Source organism: Micromonospora chersina, from assembly GCF_900091475.1.
GTDB lineage: Bacteria > Actinomycetota > Actinomycetes > Mycobacteriales > Micromonosporaceae > Micromonospora > Micromonospora chersina.
Window position 1 is genome coordinate 6,257,637 of the sequence record NZ_FMIB01000002.1, and the last position, 13,278, is coordinate 6,270,914.

General features: G+C 72.9%; 11 protein-coding genes. 7 read left to right on the forward strand and 4 right to left on the reverse strand.

What is annotated here, in order from left to right; genetic code table 11:
* Positions 1–58: 58 nt before the first annotated feature.
* The 5 genes from GA0070603_RS29170 (at position 59) to polA (ending at position 6,580) form a co-directional block, all read left to right on the forward strand.
* Entirely contained in the window at positions 59–1,009 is a 951-nt protein-coding gene (locus GA0070603_RS29170) for a branched-chain amino acid ABC transporter permease (protein WP_091320616.1), read from the forward strand.
* Positions 1,006–2,160, forward strand: coding sequence for a branched-chain amino acid ABC transporter permease (locus GA0070603_RS29175; RefSeq protein ID WP_091320619.1), 1,155 nt, complete (start codon positions 1,006–1,008; stop codon positions 2,158–2,160). Before GA0070603_RS29170 ends, GA0070603_RS29175 begins: the two co-directional genes overlap by 4 nt.
* The gene (locus tag GA0070603_RS29180; protein WP_208862964.1) at positions 2,153–3,073 is read left to right on the forward strand and encodes an ABC transporter ATP-binding protein; all 921 of its coding nucleotides are present in this window, start codon (positions 2,153–2,155) and stop codon (positions 3,071–3,073) included. Before GA0070603_RS29175 ends, GA0070603_RS29180 begins: the two co-directional genes overlap by 8 nt.
* On the forward strand, positions 3,063–3,773 hold the full coding sequence (locus tag GA0070603_RS29185) for an ABC transporter ATP-binding protein (protein ID WP_091320626.1): 711 nt from the start codon (positions 3,063–3,065) through the stop codon (positions 3,771–3,773). The genes GA0070603_RS29180 and GA0070603_RS29185 overlap by 11 nt, the downstream gene beginning before the upstream one ends.
* Before the next feature lie 107 nt (positions 3,774–3,880).
* A complete protein-coding gene (gene polA / locus GA0070603_RS29190; protein ID WP_091320629.1) occupies positions 3,881–6,580 on the forward strand; it encodes a DNA polymerase I in 2,700 nt (899 codons plus the stop codon).
* Between the two features lie 84 nt (positions 6,581–6,664).
* Here the strand turns inward: polA and GA0070603_RS29195 are convergent, their stop codons facing one another.
* Genes GA0070603_RS29195 through GA0070603_RS29205 form a run of 3 tightly spaced genes read right to left on the reverse strand, consistent with a single transcriptional unit; the run spans position 6,665 to position 8,148 of the window.
* Positions 6,665–7,093, reverse strand: coding sequence for a DUF3140 domain-containing protein (locus tag GA0070603_RS29195; RefSeq protein ID WP_091320633.1), 429 nt, complete (start codon positions 7,091–7,093; stop codon positions 6,665–6,667).
* On the reverse strand, positions 7,080–7,301 hold the full coding sequence (locus tag GA0070603_RS29200; RefSeq protein ID WP_091320636.1) for a hypervirulence associated TUDOR domain-containing protein: 222 nt from the start codon (positions 7,299–7,301) through the stop codon (positions 7,080–7,082). The genes GA0070603_RS29195 and GA0070603_RS29200 overlap by 14 nt, the downstream gene beginning before the upstream one ends.
* A 40-nt stretch (positions 7,302–7,341) precedes the next feature.
* Positions 7,342–8,148, reverse strand: a complete 807-nt coding sequence (locus tag GA0070603_RS29205; protein WP_091320640.1) for a class I SAM-dependent methyltransferase — start codon at positions 8,146–8,148, stop codon at positions 7,342–7,344.
* A gap of 256 nt (positions 8,149–8,404) precedes the next feature.
* On the opposite strand from GA0070603_RS29205, the gene rpsA reads away from it, so the two are divergent.
* A complete protein-coding gene (rpsA, locus tag GA0070603_RS29210; protein ID WP_208862965.1) occupies positions 8,405–9,994 on the forward strand; it encodes a 30S ribosomal protein S1 in 1,590 nt (529 codons plus the stop codon).
* A gap of 162 nt (positions 9,995–10,156) precedes the next feature.
* Positions 10,157–11,335 (forward strand): dephospho-CoA kinase, encoded by a 1,179-nt coding sequence (gene coaE, locus GA0070603_RS29215; RefSeq protein WP_091320648.1) that lies wholly within the window; start codon positions 10,157–10,159, stop codon positions 11,333–11,335.
* Between the two features lie 6 nt (positions 11,336–11,341).
* Here coaE and GA0070603_RS29220 read toward each other — a convergent pair whose 3' ends face one another.
* Entirely contained in the window at positions 11,342–12,805 is a 1,464-nt protein-coding gene (locus GA0070603_RS29220) for a hypothetical protein (RefSeq protein ID WP_091320652.1), read from the reverse strand.
* Positions 12,806–13,278: the final 473 nt, after the last annotated feature.

The following is a 13,278-nucleotide window of genomic DNA, read 5'->3' on the forward strand; positions in this document are numbered from 1 at the left end:
TGCGGCCGGGAGATTTCCTCCCGGCCGCACCGCTTGGCCGCACAGTTGGAGCCCCCACTTGAACTTCGATGAGCTCTTCGGGAACTTCCCGGCGCTGACCATCACCGGCCTGGAGCAGGGCGCGATCTACGCGCTCATCGCTCTCGGCTACACCCTGGTGTACGGCGTTCTGCGCCTGATCAACTTTGCTCACTCCGAGGTCTTCATGGTCGGTACCTTCACCGCCCTGTGGACCTGGCAGGCCCTCGGCTACGACCAGAACTCGGCCGCCCCGGCCATCGGCCCGCTGATCCTGGCGATCGTCGCCGGTCTCGTGGTGGCCATGGCCGCCTCGGCGATCACCGCGGTCACTGTCGAACTGGTCGCCTACCGGCCGCTGCGCCGCCGCAACGCGCCGCCGCTGGCCTTCCTCATCACCGCGATCGGCGCCTCGTTCGTGCTCGCCGAGTCGTTCGGCATCAGCACCAGCCGGGCCCCGTTCGGCATGCCGGACCTGCTCCCGCAGAAGACGGTCTTCACCCTCTTCGGCGCCGCGGTGACAAACGTCCAGCTGCTCATCCTCGCGGTCACGCTGATCATGATGATCGCGCTGGACCAGTTCGTGAACCGCAGCCGCCTGGGCCGCGGCATCCGGGCCGTCGCCCAGGACGCGGACACCGCCGCGCTCATGGGCGTCAACAAGAACCGGGTCATCCTGCTGGTCTTCGTGCTCGGCGGCCTGATGGCCGGCGTGGGCGCCCTGCTGTGGGACATCCGGTTCGGCTACACCAAGTTCAACGTCGGCTTCCTGATCGGGCTCAAGGCGTTCTCGGCCGCGGTGCTCGGCGGCATCGGCAACCTGCGCGGCGCGCTGCTCGGCGGCCTGCTGCTCGGGGTGGTGGAGAACTACGCGGCCGGCCTGTTCGGCGGCGACTGGAAGGACTTCACCGGCTTCGTGCTGCTGATCGTGCTGCTGATGTTCCGCCCGACCGGTCTGCTCGGCGAATCTCTCGGGAGGGCGCGCGCATGACCGCCACCGTGGACAAGAAGCGGACCGCGGGCTTCAAGAGCCGCTGGGCGGCGATGCCCAAGCAGGTGCGCTGGGCGGCGATCGCCGCACTGGTCGTCCTGCTCTACATCCTGCCCAACAAGTGGTTCTACGAGTACCTCGGCTTCCCGATCGGCAGCGACTACTTCGCCTTCTACACCACCCGCTCGGACTTCGCGGGCGTGCTCTTCGACACCGCGGTGTTCGTGCTGCTGGCCGTCGGGCTCAACGTGGTGGTCGGCTTCGCCGGCCTGCTCGACCTGGGCTACTTCGGCTTCTACGCGCTCGGCGCGTACACGGTCGCGTTGCTCACGTCGCCGGAGAGCCGGTTCGGCACGAACTGGCCGTGGCTGGCGGCGGTGCCGCTGGCGGTGATGGTGGCGATGGTCTCCGGCGTGATCCTCGGTGGCCCGACGCTGCGCCTGCGCGGTGACTACCTGGCCATCGTGACCCTCGGCTTCGCCGAGATGATCCGGCTCTACGCCGCGCGCCAGGACGGTCTCCTCCAGGGCCAGCGGGGCATTCCGGCGATCCCGCACCCGCCGGGCACCGGCTCGGACGGCAAGCCGCTGTTCGGGGTGGTCGACGCCCGGCCGTACTACTGGCTGATGCTGACGCTGATCCTCATCGTGCTGCTGCTGATCCGGAACCTGGCCAACAGCCGGGTCGGCCGGGCCTGGGTGGCCATCCGCGAGGACGAGGACGCCGCCGAGATCATGGGCGTGCCGACGTTCAAGTACAAGCTGTGGGCGTTCGCCATCGGCGCCGCCGTGGCCGGCCTGACCGGCGCGGTCTTCGCCGGCAAGCAGACGTTCATCAACTCCGACCAGTTCGTGCTGGAGAGCTCCATCCTGGTGCTCGCCGCGGTGATCCTCGGCGGCGCCGGCAACATCAAGGGCGCCATCGTCGGCGGCGCGGTCACCTGGTACCTGCCGGAGTGGCTGCGCGGCGTCGGTGACCTCATCGGGGTGGAGTTCGACGCCGCCGAGTACCGGATCCTGGTCTTCGGCCTCGTGGTCATCGTCATGATGATCTTCCGGCCGCAGGGTCTGGTGCCCAACCGGCGGCGGGCGGCGGAGTTCGCCGACCGGCGCAAGGAAGCGGTTCCCCAGGAGACGGTGCCCAATGAGTGAGCCGCAGATGCACAGCGAGCGCGACCAGACCAGCGAGCGGGACATCGCCGACGACGGTCGCAGCACGGTCGGCACCCCGCCGGAGAAGGGCGCGGACACGCCGGTCGAGCCCACGCCGGGCGAGACCGCCGCGGCCGGGCGGGAGCCGCTGCTGGAGGTCGACCACGTCACCCTCCGCTTCGGCGGTGTGGTCGCTCTCGACGACGTCGCCTTCACCCTGTACAAGGGTGAGATCCTCGGCCTGATCGGCCCGAACGGCGCCGGCAAGACGACCTGCTTCAACGCGATGACCGGCGTCTACCGGCCCACCGAGGGCGAGATCCGGTTCGCCGGGCAGCGGATCAACGGCAAGCGCCGGAGCTGGATCACCAAGGCCGGCATCGCCCGGACGTTCCAGAACATCCGGCTCTTCCCGGAGATGACCGCGCTGGAGAACGTGATGGTGGGCGCCGACGCCCACCACAAGACCAGCGTGATCTCCGCGATGCTGCGGCTGCCGCGGCACTGGCGGGAGGAGCGGCAGGGCCGCGAGCGGGCGTACGAGCTGCTGCGGTTCGTCGGCATCGAGCGCCGCGCCGGGGACCTGGCCCGCAACCTCTCGTACGGCGAGCAGCGCCGGCTGGAGATCGCCCGGGCCCTGGCCACGGATCCGACCCTGCTCTGCCTGGACGAGCCGGCCGCCGGCTTCACCCCGGCGGAGAAGGAGGAACTGAACGGCCTGATCCGGAAGATCCGCGACAATGGCACGACGATCCTGTTGATCGAGCACGACATGCGACTCGTCATGGGCGTGACCGACCGCATCGTGGTGCTGGAGTTCGGCAAGAAGATCGCCGAGGGCCTGCCGGCCGAGGTCCGGGAGGACCCGAAGGTGATCGCCGCGTACCTGGGGGTGCCGACCGATGCTGCTTGAGATCAACGACCTGACCCTGCTGTACGGGCGGATCCAGGCGCTGCACGGGATCAGCCTGCGCGTCGACGAGGGTGAGGTGGTGGCCCTGATCGGCGCGAACGGCGCCGGCAAGACCACCACCATGCGGGCGATCTCCGGGCTGCGCCCGGTGGCCTCCGGCTCGATCGTCTTCGACGGGACCGACGTCACCCGGATGCGGGCCGACCTGCGGGTGGTCCGGGGCATCGGGCAGGCGCCCGAGGGCCGGGGCGTGTTCCCCGGGATGACCGTCGTCGAGAACCTGGAGATGGGCGCGTACACCCGCAAGGACCGGTCGGGCATCGCCGAGGACATGAAGATGGTCATGGACCTCTTCCCCCGGCTGCACGAGCGGCGCAAGCAGGCCGGTGGCACGCTCTCCGGTGGCGAGCAGCAGATGCTGGCGGTGGGCCGGGCCCTGATGGCCCGCCCGAAGCTGCTGCTGCTCGACGAGCCCTCGATGGGGCTCGCGCCGATGCTGATCCAGCAGATCTTCGAGATCATCACCCGGATCAACGAGCAGGGCACCACCATCCTGCTGGTGGAGCAGAACGCCCAGCAGGCGCTCTCCCGGGCCCACCGGGGCTACGTGCTGGAGACCGGCCGGATCGTCAAGGAGGGCACCGGCCGGGACCTGCTGCACGACCCGGCGGTCAAGGAGGCGTACCTCGGCGTCGCCTGAGTCGTACCCGCCGGCGGCCGGCCGTCCCCACCCGGGGCGGCCGGCCGCCGCTTTTCGCGGCGCCGCCGTCCGCCGGGATGTCGGGGCCACGGGCTAGAGTCGCTGCCGTGACAGCTACGACGCCGCGCCTGCTCCTCGTCGACGGACACTCCCTGGCATACCGGGCGTTCTTCGCCCTGCCGGTGGAGAACTTCTCCACCACCACGGGGCAGCCGACCAACGCCGTCTACGGCTTCACCTCGATGCTGATCAACGTGCTCCGCGACGAGCAGCCCAGCCACATCGTGGTCGCCTTCGACGTCTCCCGCCGCTCCTTCCGGACGGAGAAGTACGCGGAGTACAAGGCCGGCCGCAGCGAGACCCCGACCGACTTCAAGGGCCAGGTCAGCCTCGTCAAGGAGGTCCTCGCGGCGCTGCGCATCCCGGTCGTGGAGAAGGAGGGCTACGAGGCCGACGACGTCATCGCCACCCTCGCCTGCCAGGCCCGCGACCAGGGCATGGACGTGCTGATCACCACCGGCGACCGGGACGCGTTCCAGCTCGTCGGCGATCGGGTCACCGTGCTCTACCCGCGCAAGGGCGTCTCCGACCTGGCCCGGATGGACCCGGCCGCCGTCGAGGCGAAGTACGGCGTCGGCCCCGGCCGCTACCGCGACCTGGCCGCCCTGGTCGGCGAGACCAGCGACAACCTGCCCGGCGTCCCGGGTGTCGGCCCGAAGACCGCCGCCAAGTGGATCAACCTCTACGACGGGGTCGAGGGCGTGGTGGCCCGGGCCGACGAGATCAAGGGCAAGGCCGGCGACAGCCTGCGCGAGCGGCTCGCCGACGTGATCCGCAACTACGAGATCAACTGCCTGGTCACCGACCTGGAGCTGCCGGTGCGCCCGGAGGACGCCCGCTGGCAGGGCTGGGACCGGGAGGCCGTGCACCAGGTCTTCGACACCCTCCAGTTCCGCATCCTGCGCGACCGGCTCTACCAGTACCTGGAGGCCGTCGAGCCGGAGGCCGAGGCCGGCTTCGAGCTGGCCGGGCAGGTGCTCACCGAGCCGGGCGCGCTCGCCGGCTGGCTGGCCACGCACGCCCCGGCCGGCGCCCCGGTCGGCGTGGCGGTCAAGCTCGACACCGGCCCCAACCGGCGGCACACCGCCGCCGTGACGGGCATGGCGCTGGCCACCGCCGGCGGCGCGGCCGCCTGGTTCGACCCGGCCACGCTCGATCCCAGGGACGAGGGCGCCCTGGCCGGCTGGCTGGCCGACGAGGCCCGCCCCAAGGTGCTGCACGACAGCAAGCCGGCCGTGCTCGCGTTCGCCGCGCACGGCTGGGACCTCCAGGGCATCTCCCGTGACACCCAGATCGCCGCCTACCTGGCCCGCCCCGACCAGCGCTCCTACGACCTCACCGACCTCGCGCTGCGCTACCTGCACCGCGAGCTGCGGGTCGACGCGCCGGAGAGCGGCCAGCTCACCCTCGACGGGCTCGGCGACGACGGCGCGGCCGAGCAGAACCTCATGCTCCAGGCCCGGGCCACCCTCGACCTGGCCGACGCGATCGACGCCGAGCTGTCCCGCGACGGCGAGCAGTCCGCCCGGCTGATGGCCGGCGTCGAGCTGCCGCTCATGCGGGTGCTCGCCACCATGGAGCGCACGGGTATCGCCGCGGACACCCACTACCTGTCGGAGCTGGAGGCGCACTTCGCCGCCGAGGTGAAGGCCGCCGCCCAGGGCGCGTACGCGGCGGTCGGTCGGGAGTTCAACCTGGGCTCGCCCAAGCAGCTCCAGGAGATCCTCTTCGGTGAGCTGGGCCTGCCCAAGACCAAGAAGATCAAGACCGGCTACACCACCGACGCCGACGCCCTCCAGTGGCTCTACGCGCAGAACCCGCACCCGGTGCTGGAACACCTGCTGCGCCACCGCGACGTCGCCAAGCTCAAGATGACCGTCGACGGGCTGCTCAAGTCGGTCTCCGACGACGGCCGCATCCACACCACGTTCAACCAGACGGTGGCGGCCACCGGCCGGCTCTCCTCGACCGAGCCCAACCTCCAGAACATCCCGATCCGCACGGAGGAGGGGCGGCGGATCCGGCGGGCCTTCGTGGTCGGCGAGGGCTACGAGTGCCTGCTCACCGCCGACTACAGCCAGATCGAGATGCGGATCATGGCGCACCTGTCCTCCGACGACGCGCTGATCGAGGCGTTCAACTCGGGGCACGACTTCCACGCCGCCACCGCCTCCTCGGTCTTCACCGTCGAGGTCGACCAGGTCACCGCCGACCAGCGCCGCAAGATCAAGGCGATGAACTACGGCCTGGCCTACGGGCTCAGCGCGTTCGGCCTGTCCCAGCAGCTCGGGATCAGCGCCGAGGAGGCCCGCGGCCTCATGGAGAACTACTTCGCCGGGTTCGGCGGGGTGCGTGACTACCTCCAGGAGGTGGTGGCGCGGGCGCGGCAGGACGGTTACACCTCCACCATCCTGGGCCGCCGCCGCTACCTGCCCGACCTGGTCAGCGACAACCGGCAGCGCCGGGAGATGGCCGAGCGGATGGCCCTCAACGCCCCGATCCAGGGCTCCGCGGCCGACATCATCAAGGTCGCCATGCTGCACGTCGACAGCGCGCTGCGCGACGCCGGGCTGCGCTCCCGGATGCTCCTGCAGGTGCACGACGAGCTGGTCTTCGAGGTCGCCCCCGGTGAGCGGGAGGCCCTGGAGGCGCTGGTCCGCAAGGAGATGGGTGCGGCGTACCCGCTCTCCGTGCCGCTGGAGGTGTCCGTCGGCGAGGGCCGCGACTGGAACAGCGCCGACCACTGACCGACGCGCTCCGGGCGCTGCTGTTCGTCGTTCATGCCGTCGATCGTCCGACCCTGCCGTCAGCGGCAGGGTCAAGTGCCCGGGTCAGCGGCCCGGCCCGCGGCGTTCCTTGGGCGGGGCGCCGTGGCGCTGCAGGGCCTTCCGGGACGGCCCGCCGGGCGGCGGGAGCGGCGCCTTGACCGGGTCGTGGCCCCAGTTCATCAGCGAGTACCGCCAGCGGGTGCGGCGCACGTCGCCGCTGGGCCGCTGGGCCATGTGCCGCCGGACGTAGCCGACGACCTTGCGCATGTGCTTGTAGTCGGCGGCGGTGAGCTGGTCGCGCTTGCGGCGCAGCAGGTCGATGATCCGCCGGCCCGACTCGTGGCCCACCGACTCGCCGCCCCGGGTGCCCTTCCGCCAGCCGACGTGCTTGGACTCGTCGGTCTCCAGCCACTTCTGGAGCTCGCCCGGCTTCATGTTCACCGCGTCGGTGAACTCCCGGTACGTCTGCTGCGGGTCGTCACTTGGGCTCATGACGCAGCACCTCCGGTCGGTGGGCGACGTCCCGGCCCGAGTCGTCGTTGCGGATCCGGTACTGGGGCTCCTCCGGCGTGGCGTTCACGGCGTGCCCGCGGATGTGGGTCCGGTCGATCAGCTTCTCCTTGACCACGCCGTACGCCCGGCCGCTGTGGCTGGCCCAGGAGACGTGGTCGCCCTGCCGGAACTCCTCCTTCTCGGCCATGCGCGGCGGTTACCCGGGGCCGCCGGCCGGAAACGACTCCTCAGTCGGCGGCCGGCTTCTGGGCGACGAAGATGGCGGTGCCGGGGAAGAGCCGGCCGCGCAGCGGGCTCCACTGCCCCCAGATCCCCTCGTGTCCCGCCGGCCATTCCGGTTCCACGAGGTCGAGCAGGCGGAACCCTGCGCCCACGAGCTCGCGGATCCGGTCGCCGAGGGTGCGGTGCTGCTCGACGTACGTGGCCACCCCGTGCTCGTCCTGCTCGACGTAGGGGGAGCGGTCGAAGTACGAGTGCACGGCGGTGAGCCCGCCCTCGCCCGGGTCGTCCAGGAAGATCCAGCGCATCGGGTGGGTGACCGAGAAGACCCACCGGCCGCCGGGTCGCAGCACCCGGGCCACCTCCCGCATGGCCGCCGCCGAGTCGTCAACGAACGGGATCGCGCCGAACGCCGTGCAGACCGTGTCGAAGGCCGCGTCGGCGAACGGCAGGGCGAGGGCGTCGGCCTGCACGAGCGGCACGCGTACGCCGGTCCGGGCGGCGGCCTCGGCGGCGTGCCGCAACATGCCGGCGGAGAGGTCCAGGGCGACCGGCCGGGCGCCCTGCGCGGCGAGCCAGCGGGCGGCGGCGGCCGCGCCGCAGCCCAGTTCCAGGATTCGGCGGCCGGCCACCTCGCCGAGCAGCCGGGCGTCGGCCTCGCGCAGCCCCTCGGGGCACCAGACGAAGTCCACGTCGCCGAGGAAGGCGCCGTGCTCGGCCTGGTACGCGTCGGCGTCGGTGTCCCACCAGCCCCGGTTGGCCCGGCGGACCTCGGCCGCGCCCACCCGGCGCCGGGTCACCCTGTCGTCGTCCACCCGCCCACGCTAGGCCCCCGGGTGCCGCGCCCGGCGGCCGGGCGGCGGTGTGGCGGCTGGGGCAGGTGTGACGGACGAGACAGCGGTGGCACCTTACCGCGCGAAATCTCCGCTTTCGCAGCTGACGCGTCCGAGGAGACCCGGGAGGGCTTGCACGCTGTGGTAATGCAGCGGGTAGGCTAGACGATGCGCTCGCGGATCGTGTGCCTCGGCAGGGAGCAGGTGCGCGGTCACCGGAGCCACTAATGATCTTCTCATGGCGATCGTTCGGTGTGCCCGGCGACGGATCCGCTGGCGCGGACTGAGTCACCGCGACGCCCACGCCTGCTGTGACACCCATCCGACCGGAGCAACCGCCCACATGACGAGCAGCATCGAGGCCACCTCGAGCGCCAACAAGGTCACCGTCGACGACCTCGGCTCTGAGGAAGCTTTCCTCGCCGCGATCGACGAGACCATCAAGTACTTCAACGACGGCGACATTGTCGAAGGCACCGTCGTCAAGGTCGATCGGGACGAGGTCCTGCTCGACATCGGCTACAAGACCGAGGGCGTGATCCCCTCTCGGGAGCTGTCGATCAAGCACGACGTGGACCCGGCCGAGGTCGTTTCGGTCGGCGACCACATCGAGGCCCTTGTCCTCCAGAAGGAGGACAAGGAGGGTCGCCTGATCCTCTCCAAGAAGCGGGCGCAGTACGAGCGGGCCTGGGGCACGATCGAGAAGATCAAGGACGAGGACGGCGTCGTCCGCGGCTCGGTCATCGAGGTCGTCAAGGGTGGTCTCATCCTCGACATCGGGCTGCGCGGCTTCCTGCCCGCCTCGCTCGTCGAGATGCGGCGGGTCCGCGACCTGCAGCCGTACGTCGGTCGCGAGCTCGAGGCCAAGATCATCGAGCTGGACAAGAACCGCAACAACGTGGTGCTGTCCCGCCGGGCGTGGCTGGAGCAGACGCAGTCCGAGGTGCGCACCGAGTTCCTCAACAAGCTGCAGAAGGGCCAGGTCCGCAAGGGCGTCGTGTCCTCGATCGTCAACTTCGGCGCGTTCGTCGACCTGGGCGGCGTGGACGGCCTGGTGCACGTCTCCGAGCTCTCCTGGAAGCACATCGACCACCCGTCCGAGGTCGTCGAGGTGGGCCAGGAGGTCGAGGTCGAGGTCCTGGACGTCGACCTGGACCGCGAGCGGGTCTCGCTGTCGCTGAAGGCGACCCAGGAGGACCCGTGGCGGCAGTTCGCCCGCACCCACGCGATCCAGCAGATCGTTCCGGGTAAGGTCACCAAGCTCGTGCCGTTCGGCGCCTTCGTCCGGGTGGACGACGGCATCGAGGGCCTGGTCCACATCTCCGAGCTGGCCGAGCGCCACGTGGAGATCCCGGAGCAGGTCGTGCAGGTCGGCTCCGAGGTCATGGTCAAGGTCATCGACATCGACCTGGAGCGCCGCCGGATCTCGCTGTCGCTCAAGCAGGCCAACGAGGGCTTCGTCGAGGGCGAGGAGCACTTCGACCCGACCCTCTACGGCATGGCCGCGACCTACGACGAGCAGGGCAACTACATCTACCCGGAGGGCTTCGACCCGGAGACGGGCGAGTGGCTCGAGGGCTACGACAAGCAGCGCGAGACCTGGGAGCAGCAGTACGCCGAGGCGCGCCAGCGCTGGGAGGCCCACACCAAGCAGGTGCAGACCTCCCGGGCCGCCGACGCCGAGGCCGCTGCCAACCCGGCTCCGGCCGTCACCGGCACCACCACCTCGACCTCGGCCCCGAGCCGTCAGGCCGAGGAGCCGGCCGGCACGCTGGCCACCGACGAGGCGCTCGCCGCGCTGCGGGAGAAGCTCGCCGGCGGCAAGTGACCCGGTGACGAGTCCAGCTCGGCCCGGCCGACGCTGACGTAGTCGCTGAACGACGAGGGGCCCCGTCCCCGCGATCCGGTACCACCGGGTCGCCGGGGGCGGGGCCTTCGCCGTGCCCGGGGCAAGTTGGCACCGGAAACGGTGATCGGGTTGACTGTCCCGGTGCTGAAGGTGGGGTTGACCGGCGGGATCGGGTCGGGCAAGAGCGCGGTGTCCAGCCGGCTGGCGGCGCTCGGCGCGGTGATCGTCGACGCGGACCGGATCGCCCGCGAGGTGGTCGCACCGGGCAGCGAGGGCCTCGCCGAGATCGTCGCGGCCTTCTCCGACCGGGTCCTCGACGCCGACGGGGCACTGGACCGGGCCGCCCTGGGGGCCGTGGTCTTCGGTGACGAGGACGCCCGCCGCCGGCTGGAGGCGATCACCCACCCGCGGGTCCGCGCCCGCACCGCCGCGCTGGTGGCCGCGGCGCCCCCCGACGCCGTCGTGGTCAACGACGTGCCCCTGCTGGTCGAGGTGGGGCTCGCGCCCACGTACCACCTGGTGCTCGTGGTGCAGGCGGCGGTGACCACCCGGCTGGAGCGGCTGGCCCGCGACCGCGGCATGGACCGGGCGGAGGCCGAGCGGCGGATCGCCGCGCAGGCCGACGACGCCCGCCGGCAGGCGGCGGCCGACGTCCTGCTCGGCAACGACGGCACCCTCGCTGACCTGCACGCCGCCGTGGACGCCCTCTGGCACGAACGCCTGCGGCCCTACGAGCGCAACGTGCGCGAACGCCGCGCGGTCCGACCCGAGCAGGTGGTGCTCACCGAACCCGACCCGACCTGGCCCCAGCAGTACGCCCGGCTGGCCGCCCGGATCCGCCACGCGGCCGGCGCCGACCTGCGGGTCGACCACATCGGCTCCACGGCGGTGCCCGGGCTGGCCGCCAAGGACGTCATCGACATCCAGCTCACCGTGCCGTCCCTGGCCGACGCGGACGGGCCGCTCGCCGACCGGCTCGCCGAGGCGGGCTTCCCCCGGCTGCCCGGCGACTGGTGGGACAACCCCCGCCCGCCCGGCAGCCGGCACTGGGAGAAGCGGCTGCACGGCAGCGCCGACCCGGGCCGCCCCGTGCACCTGCACCTGCGGGTGGCCGACTCGCCCGGCTGGCGCGACGCCCTGCTGATGCGCGACCACCTGCGCGCCGACCCCGGGCAGCGGGCCGCGTACCTGCAACTGAAGCGGGAGCTGGCCGCCTCCGCGCCGGACAGCGCCACGTACGGCACGCTGAAGGACCCCTGGTTCGACGAGGAGCACCTGCGGGCCGAGGAGTGGGCCGCGCAGACCGGTTGGCGGCCCTGAGCCCGCTCAGCGGCGTTTCGCCGGCTTCCTGACGGGACGCTCGGCGCCGGGCAGCGCCGGCACCCGCCCGGGGGCGAGGTCCAACCGCACCCAGACGCCCCGCCCCGTCCGCAGCTCCAGCCGGCGCGGCAGCCCGCTCCGGTCGATCCACCAGCGCAGCCGGCCGCGTACCTCGATGACGTCCACGGCCCGGTCCGCCACCCGGTCGTCCCGGACCCGGACCGCCGCGGTCGCCGGCACGGCGCTGCCGGCGCCCCGCAGCGCCGCGTCGACCAGCCGCTCCACGTCGTCGCCCGGCGGCCGCCCGGCCGCCCGGACCAGGCCGTCCGGCGCCGGCAGCGGCGGGCCCGTCGCGCCGCCCGCCGGCACGACGAGCCGGGCCACGCTGCCCGGCCGCGCCCGCACCAACGTGCGCCGTCCGGGGTCGTCGGCCTCCACTACCGAGAGGTACGCGGCGGAGCCCGCCCAGCTCAGCCAACCGCTGCCGCGGAGGTCGGCGGACGGGGCGGTCACGGTCAGCGTGGCGCCGCCGGCCGCGCGCAACCGGTCGGGCAGCCGGGCCAACCGGTCGGCCTCGCCGTCGGAGAGCGCCCGGGGCAGCCCGGGACGCCCACCGAGCGCGTCCACCGGGCGCAGAGTGGGGCGGTCGCTACGGGCCAGCTCGACGGTGACCGGGGTCCCGTCCGGCAGCCAGCCGGCCAGCCGGTGCAGCCGGGCGTCCCGGTCGACCCAGAGCCGGGGCCTCCGGTCCGGTGCCGAACCGGCGCCCTGGAGCACGGGAAGAGGGGCCTGGAGGACGTCCACCGGGACGTCGTCGACGATCTCCCGGCGCAGCCAGCGCGCCTCGGGGCTGGGCGGGTCGATCCGGACCGTGCCGAGCCCGAGCAGCAGGTCCCGCACCGCGGGCAGGCCGCTCCCGGCCGGCGGCTCCCGCAGCCGCCACCGGTCGTCCGGCGGCACCAGCGGCGGCGGCGCCGGCGCCGGCGTCGCGGCGGGATCGGGCCGGACCAGCAGCGTCGACGCGGTGCCCTGCACCAGCCCCCGCTCGGCGCCCGCCCCGGGGCCGCCGACGTCCAGGTAGACCAGGGGCCGGGCCCAGTCGACCCAGCCGACCAGCTCGGTACGGCCACCGCCCGCACCCAGCGTGACCCGTACGCCGGCGCGGACGTCCCGGAGGTTGGTGACCCGCAGGGCGGCCAGCCGCTCGGCCTCGACAGCGGTGAGCGGACGGACCGTCCCGGCCGGGTCGGCCGGCTCGGGCGACCAGCTCAACAGGCCGGCGACCAGGGCCGCCGCCGAGGCCGTGGCGGCCGCCGCGAGCGCGACCAGGGCGGCGCGGCGGCGGGTCGGTCGCTCGGGCGGGTCGTCCGTCCCGTCCAACTGGGGGTCGGCGGGCGGCTCGACCGGGGCGACCGGGGGGCGTCGCCCGAGCGGCGGATCGGCGCGTGGGCGGCGGGCGGTGGCGCCCACGGGTCGGTTCGCGGTCGTGGCGGCGCGGTGGTGGCCGCGGCCCGGTTCGCGGGGGAGGGCCGTGGCGTCGGGGTCGGTGGCCGTGGGGATGTCGCTGGCGTGGACCGCTCCGCGCCGCCACTTCCGTGGTCTTGGCGGGTTGTCGTTCGCTCCGGGCGGCTGGTCCCCGGGGTTGTCGGGCTGCGCCGCGCTTGGGCGGTTGGGGGATGGGGCTGGTCTGCGGTGGCCGCTTGGCGACTCGGTGGCTGAGTGGTGTGGTCTCCCGCTGCGCTGCACTGTGTTCGCGGCCCGCTCGGGGGCGGCGGCGTCCGCGGGCGATGCGGGGCGGGGGGCCGTGGGGCTGTTCGAGTCGGCTGCCGTGGGCGCCTCGTCCGGGGTCCGGGCAGCGCCTCCCGCGCCGCCGCCAGGGCCGGGCCGGCCCGTACCGCGGTCCGGGTCGGGCTGGCCCGCGTGCGGGGCGGCGGGTGGGCGGG